The following is a 16,723-nucleotide window of genomic DNA, read 5'->3' on the forward strand; positions in this document are numbered from 1 at the left end:
TAGCTAGCTGGGCTTTTCCACGCTGATCCGGCACACACCGTTGCCGGACTTGGGGATAAGTTTCAGGCTCAGCCGCCCGCCGGAATCGGCCGCCGCCTGCTCCAAGTAGCCATCGTGGATGGCGCAGACGAAGGGGGAGGGCTCTACTCCGGCGGTCACAAACGGGCAGGCGTGCAGCTCCACATCGGTGCGGCCCTCCTGGTCGAATTGCTCGGCTGAGGTTACTGGGTCAAAGCCCATTTCGCGCATCATCCGATGAAGCGAACCGAGCGCCTCAGCACCATGGCTGCTGGCAGCGGTCTTCGCCCACTCGCGGCCAAGCTCCCGCGCCTGCTCTGAGGCATAATCATTGAGCTGCTCCTTAGCCGCCAGGGCTTTAATCAACACACTGATCAGCGTGACGTACTCCTCCGCGACCGAACGGTTGTCCGGCACCCGCACTTGGAAGATCAGGGAGGGGCGCCCGCGCCCCTGCGCTGGGGCGGTGACTACTCGCACCGCGCCAGCGTTGACGAGTTCATCCAGATGCCCGCGCGCGGTGTTAACGTGCATGCCCATTTTCTTAGCAACTTCTGCGGCCCGTGCTCCTTGCGGGAACTTCTGCAAAACCGAGAGGACTTCGCGCTGCTTGGGGGAGAGCTTCATCGTGTCGGGAAAGAGCTCGGTCGATGAGCGAGGACTTTGTGTAGAAAATGTGGACATGGACTGTAGCTCCTTGATTAACGCTACGAGGATCCTACATCCAGACCGCTGTTTTTCTACTATTGCGGTCAGTACATATACCGAGATCTCCCTCACGACATGGGTAAATACACTGGATTAAGTACGGGTGTAGACCGTGAGGGCGCTGGCGTCGAGGGCCACGGGCACCACCTGGCCGGGAGCGTTTCTACGCGCTGGCTGGCCCACCGTGACCCGTTGGCCGTCAATATCAACGAGGGTAGTGCTTCCCAAATCAGCCACAATGGTGGCACTCAAACTGGTGGCGCCCTGCGCGCCAATGGGGTCGAAGCACAGCGCGGTTTGGGGGAAGGCCGCCCAGTGTTCGCCGTTGCGGTCTGGAGCAAACGTGTCTCCTCTGAAGGAACCGCGCAGTACATTAACGCCCGCTAGTTCTGCCATGAAGCGGGTGGTAGGTTGCTCCAGTAGTCGGTCTGCAGGGCCCTGGGAGACAATGTCGCCAGCTTCCATTACAGCGATATCGTCTGCCAGAGTTTCGAGGTCCACACGGCTGTGGGTGACAATGACCGTGGTGCGATCAGCGGCTGAGATACGCAGAAGGTGGCGCCACCGGGCGGCGGATTCGACGTCCATAGCGGCAAAGGGCTCGTCCACAATCAATACCTCTGGACGAGCGGCAAGCGCGCGCAGGAGGGCGACCTGCGCGGCTTGCCCGCCGGAAAGCTCGGAGACATGCCCGAGCTTCTGCAATCCGGCTGCGCTCAGAAGCTCCTGGGTGCGTCGTGCGTCCTTGGTCACCATGGTCAACGCTTGAGCCACGGTGGCAGTGGGTGGTAGCCCGGGGTCTTGGGAGAGCATGACCACGCGCTCGGCGTTAGTCTGGGCTCCTTGCAAGCGCCCGCTAATAAAGCGCATCAGCGTGGTCTTGCCGGCGCCGTTGGGGCCAACCACCGCGGTTACGCGCCCGCCACGGAAAGTTGTGGTGGTGTTGTCGACCGTTACGGAAAGCTCGTGGGGTGGCGCCAGCGGGGCAGTCGCCGCGCGGAGTGCATCTGGGTCCATCGGTTTCAAAGCGCGTACAGCCTGCTCGCGGCGGCGCCGCAGTAGCAGAGGCATTCCGGCTGCGGTGAGGGTGAGGATGGCTATCCCGATTAACACGGCCGACAGAGCATAGGCATTGTCCGCGCTGACCTCACGCTCAAGATAGATACCGCTCGGCATGGTTCGGGTAGAACCGGGCAGGGAACCGGCGAAGGTGATCGTCGTTCCGAATTCGCCCAGTGAGCGTGCGAAAGCGAGCGCTCCGCCCGTGAACACGGCAGGAAGGATAGTCGGGAGGATGATGCGCCAAAGGATGGTCCCTGCGCTCAGGCCGATGCCCCGCGCGCTAGCCACGACCTCAGGATCGAGCTGCCGCAGTGCGGAGTCCACCGCCACAACTACGAAGGGGAGGGTGACAAATAGATGAGCGGCCACGACGCCGGGGAAGGCAAAAGATATGTGCAGCCCTGCTTGCTCCAATGCTGGGCCAAGCAGACCGCGGCGCCCGAGCAGCGCGGTAAGGGCCAAGCCGCCAACCACGGGAGGCATGGCCAAAGGGAGGTAGACCACCAGCCGCACAAGGTGAGACACGCGGCGTAGCTGCTGGAGCCACAGAGCCAGACAGGTGCCCAGCAACGTGGACAACAAGGTAGACAACGCCGCCGCGGAAAGGCTGACGCGGAGAAGGTCATGGGTCGCCGGAGCGCTCAGCGTGTCGGCGAGCTTCGGCCAGGGCACTCGTACCCCGAGGGCGAGCACCGGGGCAAGGATGTAGACCGCAGCGAGCACGCCGGCGGCGATGACCGGCCGCGTTGTCCGCGGGCGCTGTTCGCGCAATATCACTCGTGACACTTAGTCCACCGGGGTAAATCCGAATTTTTCCCAGGTGCTGTCAAAATCCGAATCGAGGAGGTTGAGGACATCCTGGGTTTCATCGTGTCGGGGCGAATCAGACACGACCGCGCCCATGATCTCGTTACGGAAGTCTTCCGCGCGGTCAAGCGGAATGGCCTCGACATCCTCGCTAGCGGCAGCATCGGTGGAATAGACCCACCCGGCGTCCGCCTCGCCGGAGGCGACCTTACCTAGGACGTCAGCTACCTGGCCTTCAAGGGAGGAGGCCTGCAGATCCCAGTTGTTGGCCTCCATGATGCGCGTGGAAATCGCACCGCAGGGCACGCTCGGATCGCAGAGGACCAAGCGCGCGGAGGAATCCAAGTCCGCCGCGGAGCGCAGTCCTAAGGGATTGCCTTTCGGCACGACCATGACCATAACGTTGCTAGCGAGGGCTACAGGAGTGTCCACGCTGCCTTGCGCAGTCGCATTCTCCATGGTCTCGCGAGAGGCAGTAAGGAGCAGATCTGCGGGCGCTCCTTCATTGATCTGCTGAACGAGCGCGGAAGAGCCGCCATTGTTGAAGGCCAGCGGAGTTTCAGAAGCACTGGAGAGGTCGTCGTTGAGCACGCGCGTGGAGGACGCTGCAAAGACCTGCAACGGCTCGTCGGAGCTCGAGGTGCAGCCGGCCACTGTCAGCGCGGCGGCGAGAACAGAGACAGCAATTTTCAAGCGGCGCATGGTCAGTTACGTTACGGCATCTTTACGCGGTCCGCGTGAATTTAATATGGACTTCCTTTGGTTCCTTCTTGAGGTATTCACGGTCGAAGGATTCTTCGCGCTGGTCCACTTCGTTGAGCAGCGGAAGCGGGTCGTGGGGAGCAATGAGAATCATGGATTCGCCCACGTTGAGGGTGCCCAGCGCTCCGTGGATGGCGCCGTGGCGCACCGCGTGGGGAATTTCGGAGGCGTTGAGGGTGGGGATGGAGGGGCCTTGGGAGGCGTCAATAAGCGGCAAGTTCATGGGATTTTCCCTTTCGAGTTCTAGGGCGGCGGGCGTTGCTGCCCGTGCAACTAATTTACTACGATTATATCCGTGCAAATAATAACGTCGGACATGCCTCTGCGTGATGTCTCCCTGGCTTCGCGCCGGCACTGGCACACCATTGCTTTCAGCCTCGTCGCGTTCTGGATCGCGGTGGGCGTGGGAATCGCAGTGGCGAATTTTTGGGGAGCACCCGTGGTGTGGTGGGACCTCATCCACCCATTCACCCTCGGCGCGCTGACCACCGCCATTCTGGTTTTCAGCACCCACTTCACGGAGGTGCTGACCCGCACTCCGGCCGTCGGTTTCCGCGGCGTGGCCGCGCGGGTGGGGCTGGTCCAGGTGGGACTGGTACTTCTCCTTGTTGATCGCGCGGGCTATGACTGGGGCGTGCTTGCGGATATCGGCTCCGCTCTCGTCATCGCTGCCGTTGCGTGGCACCTGTGGGCGCTGTGGGGCAAGCTCCGGGGGTCATTGTCTGGTTCCTTCGCCGTCACCGTGCCTTTTTATCTGGCGGCGGCCTGCTTCATGATCTTCTCAGTAGTCCTGGTGATTCTGGCTGCGCACGGGGTGGGAAACTACTCGTTATTGGTAGCAGCGCACTCACGCGGGATGGTGTGGGGGTTTGCCTTGCTGACCATCCTGGGCACGGTCATTACACTGCTGCCCACGTTGACCCGAACCCCCATTTCAGCGGTTGCCCGGGCGCGGTGCAGCCGGGCTTTGACCGTGCATTGCGTGGGCCTGGCGGTGGCCATGCTTGCCGACGCCTCCGGGCTCACCCGCGCCGCCGGCATGGCACAGCTGCTCACCGTGCTTGCTGCCGTGCTCATTATCCAGCCGCTGCTGGCCGGCGCGCTTGGCGGCGAGAAGACCACGGCAAGCGTGTCCGCGATGGCGGGCCTGGTATGGATGGTGGCTCTCTGCGCCGGTGACGCCGCGGCCACCATCACAGGGGCCTACCCACGTGCAGTCACGTTGCTACTCATGCCAGCGTTCGTCGGTGCCGGCCTGCTGCAGCTGGTGACCGGGGTGCTTCACCACATGCTGCCCATCCTGGCCGGGGCAGTCCGTCCCGCGCGTGGACACCTTCCGGGGTTGTTGCGCGTGGCGCTTATCAACCTCGGCGGTGCGCTCAGCCTCCTCGGCATTGTCAGTGCGTCCGTGGCCGGGCTTATCATGATGGGGCTTGGCCTCATCGCCAATATTGTGGCCCTAGTGTGGGCCCTCGCATCATCCCAAGGAGAAGTTCATGTCAAGCGCGCCCGTTAAACAGGAGCATTCTGAGAAGCAATGGGCATCCTGGCTCATTATCATCGTGGCGCTTCTCGCCGTCATTGGGCTGGCGGTGTTCAACTCGGCCACGGGCAGGCAAGACCCAGCTACGGTGGCATCCGCCGACGCCGTGACTGTTGACGTCTCCGTGGACGGCATGGCCTTTGTCCCGTCCTCCATTGACGTGGCCGCGGGCAGTCACCTCGCAGTGAACTTCACCAACACCGGCGACCAGGTACATGACCTGAAGATCGGACGCGAGGAGACCGGACGGGTAGAACCGGGCGAGACCGTGCAGCTGGATGCCGGGGTCATCGAGGAGTCCATCGAAGGATATTGCACGATCGCCGGCCACAAGATGCAGGGCATGACGTTCATGGTCAACGCCGATGACTCCGCTTCGAGTGGGCATGATCATGCGGGGGCGTCGGAAAGCACGGGCTCTGCTGGTGCCCCGGCGAAGGTGCCCTCGGCTGCCGAGCGCATGGCAGCTCGCGAAGGATTTGAGGCTTTTGATGCTTCCCTTGCCCCTGCCAAAGGTGACCTTCATGAGGAAACGTGGGTGATGACGGAGGAGGAGATGGAAGTTGCCCCGGGAGTGCGCCAAACCCGGTGGCTTTTCAACGGGCAGGCGCCCGGTCCAACCCTGCGCGGCAAGGTGGGGGATACGTTCCGCATCACCATCAAGAATGAGGGCTCGATGGGGCACTCGGTGGACTTTCACGCTGGGGAGGTCAACCCGGATGAGAACATGAAGACCATCCAGCCGGGCGAATCGCTGACCTATGAATTCGTGGCTCACAGGGCGGGTATCTGGATGTATCACTGCTCGACCATGCCGATGAGTCTGCACATTGCCAACGGCATGGCAGGAGCGGTGATCATCGATCCGCGCGGCGAGGATGCCCTCGCAGACGTCGATGCGGAGTACGTCATGACGGCATACGAGATTTTTCTGGCCTCCGCGGGCAAAGAAGCAGAGGGTGCGGATGCGCAGCGAGTCAGCGACGGCGATTATGACCTCACCGCCTTCAACTACTATCCCAACCAATATGACGAGGGCTTAGCCCCGCTGCGCGCCAAGGTGGGCGATACCGTGCGCATTTGGCTGGTCAACCTCGGCCCGGATCTGCCATTGAGCTTCCATGTCGTGGGCGAGCAATTCGACACCGTGTATAAGGAAGGCGCCTACCTAATTAAGGGCGCGAAGGACTCCGGCTCCCAGGCGCTGGACCTTTTACCGGCCCAGGGCGGATTCGTGGAGATGACCTTCAACGAGCCGGGCACTTATTCCTTTGTTAATCACCTGATGACGAATGCGGAGAAGGGCCAGCACGGCCAATTCATCGTTGAGTAGCAAGTCGCTCGCGCCGCGCTCGTAGCTCGTCCAAGGTGTCGATATCGCGCACTGCGGGCGTTGCCTCGACCTCGGCGATGGTGCCCGCGAGCCTCAGTAAGTGCATGGCCGGCTTGTTGCGTGGATCTCTGAGCTCCTCCAGCGCGCGGGTGAGGGCCTCGGTGCGCCACAGCGCGCACAGCGGCTGCGGGAGCCCATCGAGTGTGGCCACTGCGACATCAGCACCGGAGCTTTCTAATGCCTGTTCGAGGGCAGGCAGCATCTGTGGGGAATCTGGGGCATCGACGGCCAAGATGGCGGTCGTGGACTTTGCGGCACCAGCCAGCGCGGCGTGGCCCGCGGCGATTCCCGCGGCTGGCCCGCCGAAAAGGGGCTTTTCACATACTTGGGGCATGCCCAAGTGGTAGGGCGAGACAACCGCCACCGGCGCATCATAAGGCAATTGGCGCAGGAGGCGGTCGATGAGGCGCTCACCGGCGAGGATGATACTTGCCTTGTCCACACCACCCATGCGTGTGCCGCGCCCACCCGCCAAAATAATGACACCTGACATTGTTCACTATCCTTCCTCACCCGGCAGGTCGCGGGACCAATCACCCGAGCGGCCGCCGGACTTCGCTGTGATGCCGCAGCGCCGGATATAAGCGGAGCGGTCCACGCCTTTCACCATGTCGATGAGAGCTAGCGCCGCAACGTTCACCGCGGTCAGCGCCTCCATTTCCACGCCGGTGCGGTCGGCGGTGTGAACGGTGGCTTCGATGAAGACGTGGTCTTCGCGCAGCTCGATGTCGACCGCGCACCCGTGCACGCCGATGGTGTGGGCAAGCGGTAGGAGATCCGGGACCTTCTTGGCGGCCGCAATACCGGCCACTCGAGCAACCGCAAGCACGTCGCCCTTCGGCACGGTTCCTTCCTGCAGCGCGGTGAGGACCTCCGGCGAGCAGGCCACCTCGCCTTGGGCGGTGGCGGAACGCACGGTGGGCTTCTTATCGGTGACGTCCACCATGTAGGCGGAGCCGGCCTCATTAAGGTGAGTGAACTTCATGGCTACAGCGGGTCCTTTCCTTGGGTGGACCTAGCCTATCTGACGAAGAGTGGGCCGATCCGGCGTTTAGAGGCGCGATCTTTGGCAACAACGGAGGGGTGGGGGATGTGGTGAAGCACCGTGAAGCTAGTAGGGGTAGACGGTAAGTTGCTCCCCTGTGGTGACGGGGCTCGTCAGCAGCGCGAAACCTTGCGTGCCGGGCAGTGCTGCAACGTGGTGGCTGCGCATGCGTGGTCCAGGCGGCGGGAAGGCGGTGATGCTTCCGTCCAGAGCAATCGAGCACGGCTGAATAAGCGGGCGGTGCGGATGCGGGAAGTCAGCCCCAGCGACGGCCGTCAGGTGCGGCCGGTCTAAAACTCCGGTGGGGCGGGGCAGCCCACGCAAGGAACGCATCAGCGGGGTGAGGTAGAGATGCGCGGAGACGAACGCCGCCACCGGGTTGCCCGGCAAACACACCACGGGAACACCGTCCCACAGCGCGTGGCCTTGCGGCGCGCCGGGGCGCTGGTTGACGTGTCCGAACCAATATGAGCCGCGCTCCACGGCATCCTCAACGACCGCGCGAACCACGTCAAAGGCTCCTGCGGAAACCCCGCCGGTGGTGACGATGAGATCGGAGTCAGCGGCAGCCGCGTCGAAGCGGCGGCGCAGCTCAACGGGTGAATCGCCACATACCGTGCGGGCGATGTCAACGGGGCCGGTAGTGCTAAGGAGTGCGTCGAGCATCGGACCATTGGAATCCGGGAGCTGGCCGTTGAGCAGCTCCTCACCCGTGGCAATGACGGTCACCCGCGGGGTGCGGTGGAGCACGGCGGTGTCGACGCCGGCGGAGAGGGCGGCGGCGATAAGGGAGGCGTCCACCAGCGTGGCGGCACCGGCTAGTTGGTGCCCGGCCTCGATGTGGGAGCCGCGCCGCCGGATGTGGTTGCGCTCGGGAAGGCGGTGCACCGTGACGGTCTCAGGCAGTGGCCCGGGGCCTGGTGGAATATCGGTGTCTTCCACGGGGATGACCAGACCATCAAAGCCCGCGGGTACTGGACCACCGGTCATGATGCGCAGCGCAGTGCCGGGCGGCAGGGTTTGGGCCGGCGCGCCGGCAGGCACATCACCCACGACAGGCAAAGTGAAGGGAACGGTGAGACTGTCTGGTGAGGAAGGCTGAGGAATGAGGAAGCCATCCATGGCCGAATTATCCTGCGGCGGGAGGGGAAGGCGGGCGACGAGGGGCTCAGCCAGCACGCGACCCTGCGATAAGGCAGCGCGTTCCGAAGGCAAGGCGCGGACCAGCGCGTGGAGGCACTCGAAGTATTCCTCGATACTTAAGTCAGTCCCGGTACTCGTCATTGCACCCAATCTAGCCACCGATGGCGGACATCGGGCGATCCGGCTGGAGGAAACCTTCATCATCCACCCCGTGGCCCGGTAATTTCCTCCACATTTCACCCGCCCACGCGGTGGCGAGCTCTTCATCGCTGGCGCCAGCGCGCATGAGGTCGCGCAGGGAGGTTTCCGAGTTGCCGAAGAGGCAATTGCGCACCGCGCCGTCTGCGGTCAGGCGCGTGCGGTCGCAGTCCCCGCAGAAGGGCCGAGTTACGGAGGCGATCACCCCGATGTGTCCTATGGGGAGGGAGCCATCGCGCGAGACCGCAGACCACAGTGCCGCCGGCGCGGAGCCGCGGGGTTTCTTAGCCGGGGCGAGCTCGAAGTCTTCGGCCAAGCGCCCCAAGATATCCTCCGCGGTGACCATCTGGGAACGCGTCCACTCCTCCCGTGGGCCCAGCGGCATCTGCTCAATGAATCGCAGTTGCGCGCCGCGTTCGAGGCAAAAGCGAGCCAGGGGAAGGATCGCAGACTCGTTGACACCCGGCATGATGACGGCGTTGATCTTGACTGGGTCCATGTCGGCGGCCAGCGCGGCATCGATGGATGTGAGCACATCTGCCAGGCGGTCGCGCCGGGTGAGCCGGGCATAGAGCTCCGGATCGAGGGTGTCTAAGGAGATGTTGACGCGGTCGAGCCCGGCGCGCTGCAGCCCCGGCAGGCGCTTATCTAGGCCCAGCCCGTTGGTGGTGAGAGCAGTAGTGGGTGCCGTACCTTCGTCGGTCCGCAGAGCTTTGGTCGCGGCGATGATTTTCTCTAAGGAGCCGCGCAGGAGCGGCTCCCCGCCGGTGAAGCGCACCTGCTGGATGCCGAGCTTGTCTACCGCGAGGCGGATAAGACGGATGGTTTCTTCATCGCTGAGCGTGTGTTCGGTGGGCAGCCACTCATAACCTTCGGCGGGCAGGCGGTAGGGGCGGCGTGGGTTGCAGCGATCCGCCAGGGGGACGCGCAGGTCGCGGGCTTGGCGGCCGTAGCGATCCACGAGCGCGCGGCGGCCGTCGGGCCCTTGCGCCGGCAGGTCCGTGGGCGGAGTCCCCGCGCCCCGTACGCGCGGCAATGGCAGCGTCAGCGGGGCGGAGGTGTGTGGCGAAGGTTGGGATCGTTGGGCGGACATTGCTGGCAAGTCTAGATCGAAGCCTGCCGAATGAGTAGGCGGGGTGGGGCTAGTCCTCCCCGTCATCCTCTCCGGCATCGAGGCGCTGCGCCTCGCCCGGGCCCTTCAGCCGGATGATGTTGTACTCGCCTTCCGCCAAGTGGGCGCGCAGGTCCTTCTTGTCGAACTTGCCCACCGAAGTCTTATCGATGGATTTTACGAACGTCCAATACTCCGGCAGCATCCAGGAGGGAAGCTCAGAGCGCATCCCGTTGCGCAGGCGCTCGGCGGTCTCAATCGTGGGGCTGATGTCCGCGGCGAGCACGGTGACAGCCAGCGGGCGCTCGACCCATTGCTTGTCGGGGTAGCCAATGACGGCGCATTCCAGCACCACCGGGTTGGCCATGATGAGGTTCTCCAATTGCACGGAGTAGATCCACTCACCACCGGAACGGATGACATCGCGGGCGCGATCCTCCACGGTGAGGAAGCCATCCTCGGTGACGAAGCCGACGTCGCCGGTGCGCAGCCATCCGTCGGCCGTGAACTTGGAGTCCGCGTCCTCGACATCTTTGCCACGGAACTCGTGGGCAGCACCGCCGTCCTCCGAGGCAGGCGAGTGGTAGTAAGAACCGGTGACCAAGTTGCCGCGGACCTGAATCTCGCCAGCGTTGCGGTCGGTGGTGTTGACCACGTGGCCGTCATTGACCACGCGGTATTCCAAGGAGGCAGGGAAGCGCCCTTGGGAAATGCGGTAGGCCCAGCGCGCCTCACCCGAGGCGCCTGAGGGCGGGCGCGCCACGGTACCCACCGTGGTGGTTTCCGCCATACCCCACACGTGGACCACGTCCACACCGTAGCGCTCCTCCCAACTCTTGATGAGCTGCGGCGGCACAGGGGAGCCGCCAGCGAAGATCTCCGTCAGGGTCATGCGCTCCGGCGGGTTCTTGAGGTAGTGCACGAAGAGCTGAATCCAAATGGTGGGCACACCGTGCGCCACGCGCGGGGAGGTGGCGGCGATGATTTTGGCCAGGGTGGCGGGGGAGACGTCGGCGTCGGGAAGCACCAGCGGCGTGCCCGTCATCCACGCAGCAAAGGGAACACCCCAGCTCAGCACGTGATAGATGGGGATGCAGCACAGGAATGTCTCGCCGTGGGTCACACACAGGGAATCGGAGGAGCGCAGCTGCATTCCTTCCAAGTACAGAGCGCGGTGGGAGTAGAGCACGCCCTTTGGTGCACCAGTGGTGCCGGTGGAGTAACACAGTGCGGCGGCGGTGTGCTCTTCCAAAACCGGCCAGTCATAGACGGTGGAGCGCCCATCCAGCAGTTGCTCGTAGCTGTAGATTTCAACGTTGCCCGGCAGAGCGGTGCTGGGCTTGCCGACGCCCGTAAACACCACCGCACGCACGCAGTCCACGCCTTCCAGAACCTGGGCCAGTTGCTCGGCGAGGCGACAGTCCGCGACGATGACGCGGACCTCAGCGTGGTTGATGATGTGCCGGATCTGGTCATTCATCAGCTGCTTGTTGAGCGGCGTGAACACCGCGCCCTTGCAGGCGGTGCCAAAAAGCACTTCGAGGTGCTCGGCGCAATTCCACATCAGTGAGCCCACGCGCTCGTCACCGGTGATGCCGAGCGTGTCATGCAGGGCGTGGGCGAAGGCCGCGGCGCGGGCGCCGACATCGGCGAAAGTGGTTTCCTCGCGTTCATTGCCGGGATTGGCGCTGTGCCAGGTGATGACCTGGGTTTGGCCGTGGACGGAGGAACCGTACTCCAGGATGCGGGTGAGGGACAGCGGGATATCCTGCATTGTGGAGAGCATGCGCACTACTTTAGCCGTGTCAGTGTGAGCGCGGGGGAAGGATGCGGTATAGTTATCCGCGACTGGCGGGGAAGGCTTTCCCCGCATCTCCGAGCTCCCTCCACGACGCACACACCTGCGGTGAAAACTCATAGCAGTCCAACGGTGCGCGCGACGGTGAGAGGGGAGAGATACGCTCGCAGTCGCCTTCTTAAAATATCTCCTCGCGCTTGACCCGCGGCCGATTCCTTGAGTGCTTTCAGGAGTTCAACAAGGAGTCCTTCACGTTCCGTACCGCAGGGCCGGAGAGGGGGGAGAGCCAAGACAACCACCGCCCACGGGGATCGCGGTTGCGTGAACTCGTTGGTGGCGGAGGACCATCCCAATTACACACTGGCTTCCAACGCCCGACTGGAACAGCACCACGCACAGTGCAGGTGCGGCAGACAAGACGGCGCGCGTTGGTGAAGCGACGAAAGGATATCCGTGAGCGATACGGACAAGACCGCAGCACAGGATCTCGCCTCCCTGAAGCTGCCGGAATTGCGCAAGCTAGCTGCGGAGCGCGGACTTCGCGGCGTCTCCGGACTGCGCAAGGGGGATCTCATTACTGCCCTGACCACCGGCCAGGTGCCGGCGCGCGGCGCGAAGGCCGCTGCCCAGGGCGAGGCTAAGGACGCACCCGCCGCAGAGGACTCCGCACAGAAGGAGTCGAAGAAGGACGCGCAGCCGCGCCGCGCGACCCGCAAGGCTTCCCGCCCTGCCGGCGCTGCTGACCAGGCCTCCGAGAAGCAGGAGCCTGAGAACACTCACAAGAGCGAGGACGGCGCTCAGGAGTCCGAGCAGAAGGACGGTCACGACGAGCAACGCTACGAGTCCCGCTCCCAGGCCCGCCGCGCCCGCCGTAACCGCGCGCGCCGCCAGGAGCGCGAGGCCCGCGAAGAAGCCAAGGGCAATAACAACGGCAACGGAAATGGCAACGGCGCCGAGGACAAGCAGTCCAAGTCGGAGGGCAACCAGTCCCGTGGCGGCAACAACTCCGACAACTCCGATAACGGGGACCACGGCAACGGTGGCAACAACGGCGGTGGCAATAACGGGGGCGGCAACAACAACCGCCGCGATAACCACCGCAACGATGATGACAACAACGGCGGCGGTGGCCGCCGCAATCGCCGCAACCGTCGCAACCGCCGCGGGCGTGACCGCGATGGCGGCGGCAACGGTGGCAATGACCTGCAGATCCGCGAGGGCGATGAAGTGCAGGTAGTCGGCGGCATCCTCGAGGTCGTCGACAACAACGTGGCCTTCCTGCGCACTACCGGCTACCGCGCGGCCAGCTCCGATGTTTTTGTCAACAACAACCTCGTGCGCCGCCTGGGCCTGCGCTCTGGCGACGCCCTGACCGGCAAGGTCAAGGTCTCGGGCCCGACCCACACCCACGGCAACGGCCGCAACCGCCGCAAGTACAACCAGCTCGTGGAGGTCGACACCGTCAACGGCCTGGATCCGTCCACAGCGAAGGAGCGCCCGGACTTCGCCAAGCTCACCCCGCTGTACCCGAACCAGCGCCTGCGCTTGGAGACGGACCCGAAGATCCTCACCACCCGCGTCATCGACCTCATCATGCCGATTGGTAAGGGCCAGCGCGCGCTCATCGTCTCCCCACCGAAGGCCGGTAAGACGACGATCCTGCAGAACATCGCCAACGCCATCGCCACGAACAACCCGGAGTGCTACCTCATGGTCGTCCTCGTGGACGAGCGCCCCGAAGAGGTCACCGACATGCAGCGCAGCGTCAATGGTGAGGTCATCGCCTCCACCTTTGACCGCCCGCCGTCAGAGCACACCTCGGTGGCGGAGCTGGCGATCGAGCGCGCCAAGCGCCTGGTGGAGCAGGGCAAGGACGTCGTCGTCCTGCTCGACTCCATCACCCGCCTCGGCCGCGCTTACAACAACTCCTCCCCGGCATCCGGCCGCATCCTGTCCGGTGGTGTGGACTCCAACGCCCTGTACCCGCCGAAGCGCTTCCTGGGTGCTGCCCGCAACATCGAGAACGGCGGCTCGCTGACCATCATCGCCACCGCCATGGTGGAGACCGGCTCCACCGGTGACACCGTCATCTTCGAGGAGTTCAAGGGCACCGGCAACGCCGAGCTCAAGCTGGACCGCGCCATCTCCGAGCGCCGCATTTTCCCGGCCGTGGATGTCAACCCGTCCGGCACCCGCAAGGACGAGCTCCTGCTGGTTCCGGAGGAAGCACGCATCATGACCAAGCTGCGCCGCATCCTCTCCGGCCTGGACTCCTTCGCCGCTATTGACCTGCTGATTAAGCAGCTCAAGAAGACCCGCTCCAACGGCGAGTTCCTCATGCAGGTGGCCTCGTCCGCGCCCATGGCGGCTGACACGGATGAGGAGGACTACAAGTAATGTCTAACCAGGTTTCCCTCGTCGATGACATTGTCTCCGAGTTCCAAGGCATCGAAATGCAGATGGCTGACCCGGAGGTAGCCGGTGATCAGTCCCAGTTCCGCAAGCTGTCCAAGCGGTACGCCGAACTGCGGCCCATCGTCGCCGTGAACGACGAGCTGGTCCAGGCTCGCCAAGACCTGGCCGATGCCAAAGAAATGGCCTACGAGGACCACGAGTTCCAGCCTGAGGTCGACCGCCTCGAGCCGCTCGTCGTTCAGCTGGAGGAAAAGCTCGCGGACCTGCTGGCCCCGCGCGATGAGCATGACTCCGAGGACATCATCATGGAGATTAAGGCCGGTGCCGGCGGCGAAGAGGCAGCACTCTTTGCCGGCGACCTGGCCCGCATGTACGAGCGCTACGCCGATAAGATCGGCTTCCAGTGGGAGGTCCTGGGCCTCAACGAGTCCGACCTCGGTGGCGTGAAGGATATGTCCATCTCCTTCAAGTCCAAGACCCCGTCCCGTGATGGCGCGTGGAGCGTGTTCAAGTTTGAGGGCGGTGTCCACCGCGTGCAGCGCGTGCCGGTGACCGAGTCCCAGGGCCGCATCCAGACCTCCGCAGCCGGTGTGCTGGTCTACCCGGAACCGGAAGAAGTCGAAGCAGTCAACATCGATGACAAGGATATCCGCGTCGACGTCTACCGTTCCTCCGGTAAGGGTGGTCAGGGCGTGAACACCACTGACTCCGCGGTGCGTATTACCCACCTGCCGACCGGCCTGGTGGTGACCTGTCAGAAGGAGCGCTCCCAGATTCAGAACAAGGCGCGTGCCCTGCAGGTGCTGCAAGCCCGCCTGGACCAGATGGAGCGCGAGGCCCGCGAGGCCGAGGCCGGCGAGCAGCGCGCCTCCCAGGTGCGCACCATGGACCGCTCCGAGCGCATCCGCACCTATAACTGGCCGGAGAACCGCATCACCGACCACCGCATCGGCTACAAGGCCAATAACCTGGACTCCGTGCTCAACGGTGACATGCAGGACCTCATCGACGCTCTACAAGCCCAGGAGCGCGCGGAGCGCCTTGAAGCTGAGGACTAGAAGACTAAGGCACGGTTTAATTCGGTGACTTTTCACACCTATAAGGAGGCGCTTCGTGATGCCACGGAGCGCCTTCGCGCTGCCGGGGTTCCTTCCCCCGAGTGGGACGCGCGTTTGCTGGCTGCCCACCTCATCCTCTGCGGCCACCTGGATATCCCGCTTAACGAGGCTCCGATGCCCGGCTTTGACGTGGCCTATGGGGCGTTGGTGGGGCGTCGTGAAGCACGCGAGCCCCTGCAGCACATCCTGGGCGTGGCGTGGTTCGGCCCCCTCGAACTCGAGGTGGGCCCCGGCGTGTTCATCCCGCGCCCGGAGACGGAGGTGCTCGCCGACTGGGGAGTTAAGTTTCTGAGGAAACTTAACTCGTGGGAGATGAGGAAACTTAACTCGTTGGAGAAGTCGAAGAAATTTAACGCGGAGGTGACGAAGAAACTTAACTCGCACTCTCCCCGCGTCGTGGATTTGTGTACCGGGTCCGGGGCACTCGCGCTGTACGTCGCCCACTATGTGCCGCAGACCCAGGTGTGGGCAGTGGAGCTAGCCGACGCCGCCCTGGCCTACACCCGGCGCAATGCCGCAACCGCTGCGCGCGGCGGGGCGGGTTCTGTGAACGTGGTGCAGGGCGACGTCACCGACGCCCAGCTTTTGTCGAAGCTGCATGGCACCGTTGACCTCGTGCTCACCAACCCGCCCTACGTTCCGGAGACCCCAGACTTGGACCCGGAGGTCTACCAGGATCCGCACGATGCGGTGTTTGGCGGAGTAGACGGCATGGAGACCATCAACGCGATGATTCCGACCATCGCCGCGCTGCTGCGCCCCGGCGGGCATGTGGGCATTGAGCACGACGACGAGACCTCCCAACAGGTGCAGGAAGCCCTGCGCGCGCACGGCGGCTTCAGCGATATCGAGGTGCTCAAGGACCTCACTGGCACCGCACGATTTGTCACAGCGAAGCGAGGAGTACAGTAGATTGGTCGAAGATTGGTCGACAAGCCGATAGGAACGGGATTGAAGGAGAGACCAATGCAGGGACAGATTTATAACTGTGCGGACGCTAGTGAGCGCGAAGAAGGTATGGCACTTGCCGTCAAAGCGGCCAAGTCAGGTCGACTCGTCGTGATGCCCACCGACACGCTCTACGGGTTGGGCTGCGCTGCCTTCGATAATGACGCCGCTGCGAGCCTGTTGGCCACCAACACCGCGGCCGGACATGCGCCGGTGCTCGGGATCCTGGGACACCGTAAAAGGCCTTGTCGCCTCTTTGGATGACACCGCACAAACGCTTATCGAGGCCTTCTCGGTGGGTTTGTCCATCGACCGCAAGCGCCTCGCTTCCGAACTGGCGATACCCGGCACGGGATGCGCGCCCCGCACTCGTATTACGGCTTTCGCGAGGGCCATCTGTCTCCGCGAATATCTCCGGCCAAACCCCGCCGACCACCGCGATTGCCGCCAAGCAGCAGCTGGGCAAGGCCGTCACGGTCTATCTGGATGGGGGAGAGGCCGAGGTGGGCAAGCCCTCCACCATTATCGATCTGTCCGGTCCGCGCCCCTACCTCTTGCGCGAAGGCGCGCTGAGCGCCGAGCAGATCGGCGAGGTCATCGGAGTGTCTGCAGAGTCCTTGCGCACCCGACCGGGTAGCCAATCCTCTTAAGGAG

14 protein-coding genes and 1 pseudogene are annotated in these 16,723 nt (G+C 63.8%); 6 read left to right on the forward strand and 9 right to left on the reverse strand.

Annotated features, from left to right (window positions below):
* Nucleotides 1–3 precede the first annotated feature (3 nt).
* The 4 genes from HWX44_RS00755 to HWX44_RS00770 all read right to left on the reverse strand — a co-directional run bounded on the left by HWX44_RS00755 (nt 4) and on the right by HWX44_RS00770 (nt 3,580).
* The gene (locus HWX44_RS00755) at nt 4–702 is read right to left on the reverse strand and encodes a helix-turn-helix transcriptional regulator (protein ID WP_049155094.1); all 699 of its coding nucleotides are present in this window, start codon (nt 700–702) and stop codon (nt 4–6) included.
* A gap of 117 nt (nt 703–819) precedes the next feature.
* Complete coding sequence (locus tag HWX44_RS00760) at nt 820–2,565, reverse strand: ATP-binding cassette domain-containing protein (RefSeq protein ID WP_232751643.1); 1,746 nt, start codon at nt 2,563–2,565, stop codon at nt 820–822.
* 9 nt (nt 2,566–2,574) lie between these two features.
* Complete coding sequence (locus HWX44_RS00765; RefSeq protein ID WP_070754407.1) at nt 2,575–3,297, reverse strand: molybdate ABC transporter substrate-binding protein; 723 nt, start codon at nt 3,295–3,297, stop codon at nt 2,575–2,577.
* A gap of 22 nt (nt 3,298–3,319) precedes the next feature.
* Nucleotides 3,320–3,580 (reverse strand): DUF2249 domain-containing protein, encoded by a 261-nt coding sequence (locus HWX44_RS00770; RefSeq protein WP_049155089.1) that lies wholly within the window; start codon nt 3,578–3,580, stop codon nt 3,320–3,322.
* Between the two features lie 93 nt (nt 3,581–3,673).
* Here HWX44_RS00770 and HWX44_RS00775 point away from each other — a divergent pair, with 93 nt between their 5' ends.
* Nucleotides 3,674–4,873 carry a beta-carotene 15,15'-monooxygenase gene (locus HWX44_RS00775; protein ID WP_175972840.1) on the forward strand — a complete coding sequence of 400 codons (1,200 nt, stop codon included), beginning with the start codon at nt 3,674–3,676 and terminating at the stop codon, nt 4,871–4,873.
* The gene (locus HWX44_RS00780) at nt 4,854–6,233 is read left to right on the forward strand and encodes a multicopper oxidase domain-containing protein (RefSeq protein ID WP_175972841.1); all 1,380 of its coding nucleotides are present in this window, start codon (nt 4,854–4,856) and stop codon (nt 6,231–6,233) included. The genes HWX44_RS00775 and HWX44_RS00780 overlap by 20 nt, the downstream gene beginning before the upstream one ends.
* Here HWX44_RS00780 and mobA read toward each other — a convergent pair.
* The 5 genes from mobA to HWX44_RS00805 form a co-directional block, all read right to left on the reverse strand.
* The gene (gene mobA, locus HWX44_RS00785) at nt 6,220–6,786 is read right to left on the reverse strand and encodes a molybdenum cofactor guanylyltransferase (protein ID WP_049155084.1); all 567 of its coding nucleotides are present in this window, start codon (nt 6,784–6,786) and stop codon (nt 6,220–6,222) included. The two genes, HWX44_RS00780 and mobA, sit on opposite strands and share 14 nt — an antisense overlap.
* Before the next feature lie 6 nt (nt 6,787–6,792).
* The gene (moaC, locus tag HWX44_RS00790) at nt 6,793–7,278 is read right to left on the reverse strand and encodes a cyclic pyranopterin monophosphate synthase MoaC (protein WP_049155083.1); all 486 of its coding nucleotides are present in this window, start codon (nt 7,276–7,278) and stop codon (nt 6,793–6,795) included.
* A 126-nt stretch (nt 7,279–7,404) separates the two neighbouring features.
* Nucleotides 7,405–8,622 carry a molybdopterin molybdotransferase MoeA gene (locus tag HWX44_RS00795; protein WP_049155082.1) on the reverse strand — a complete coding sequence of 406 codons (1,218 nt, stop codon included), beginning with the start codon at nt 8,620–8,622 and terminating at the stop codon, nt 7,405–7,407.
* Nucleotides 8,623–8,632: 10 nt separating this feature from the next.
* Entirely contained in the window at nt 8,633–9,772 is a 1,140-nt protein-coding gene (moaA, locus tag HWX44_RS00800; RefSeq protein WP_175972842.1) for a GTP 3',8-cyclase MoaA, read from the reverse strand.
* A 49-nt stretch (nt 9,773–9,821) separates the two neighbouring features.
* Nucleotides 9,822–11,576 (reverse strand): long-chain fatty-acid--CoA ligase, encoded by a 1,755-nt coding sequence (locus HWX44_RS00805; RefSeq protein ID WP_175972843.1) that lies wholly within the window; start codon nt 11,574–11,576, stop codon nt 9,822–9,824.
* Between the two features lie 465 nt (nt 11,577–12,041).
* Here HWX44_RS00805 and rho point away from each other — a divergent pair, with 465 nt between their 5' ends.
* The 4 genes and pseudogenes from rho (at nt 12,042) to HWX44_RS00825 (ending at nt 16,719) form a co-directional block, all read left to right on the forward strand.
* Nucleotides 12,042–13,985, forward strand: coding sequence for a transcription termination factor Rho (gene rho / locus HWX44_RS00810; protein WP_175972844.1), 1,944 nt, complete (start codon nt 12,042–12,044; stop codon nt 13,983–13,985).
* Entirely contained in the window at nt 13,985–15,061 is a 1,077-nt protein-coding gene (gene prfA / locus HWX44_RS00815) for a peptide chain release factor 1 (protein WP_175972845.1), read from the forward strand. Before rho ends, prfA begins: the two co-directional genes overlap by 1 nt.
* A 24-nt stretch (nt 15,062–15,085) precedes the next feature.
* Nucleotides 15,086–16,033 (forward strand): peptide chain release factor N(5)-glutamine methyltransferase, encoded by a 948-nt coding sequence (gene prmC / locus HWX44_RS00820; protein WP_175972846.1) that lies wholly within the window; start codon nt 15,086–15,088, stop codon nt 16,031–16,033.
* Between the two features lie 54 nt (nt 16,034–16,087).
* Nucleotides 16,088–16,719: pseudogene (locus HWX44_RS00825) on the forward strand (L-threonylcarbamoyladenylate synthase).
* The last annotated feature ends 4 nt before the right edge of the window (nt 16,720–16,723 follow it).

The organism is Corynebacterium sp. Marseille-Q2823 (assembly GCF_903645345.1).
GTDB classification, from domain to species: Bacteria; Actinomycetota; Actinomycetes; order Mycobacteriales; family Mycobacteriaceae; genus Corynebacterium; species Corynebacterium hiratae.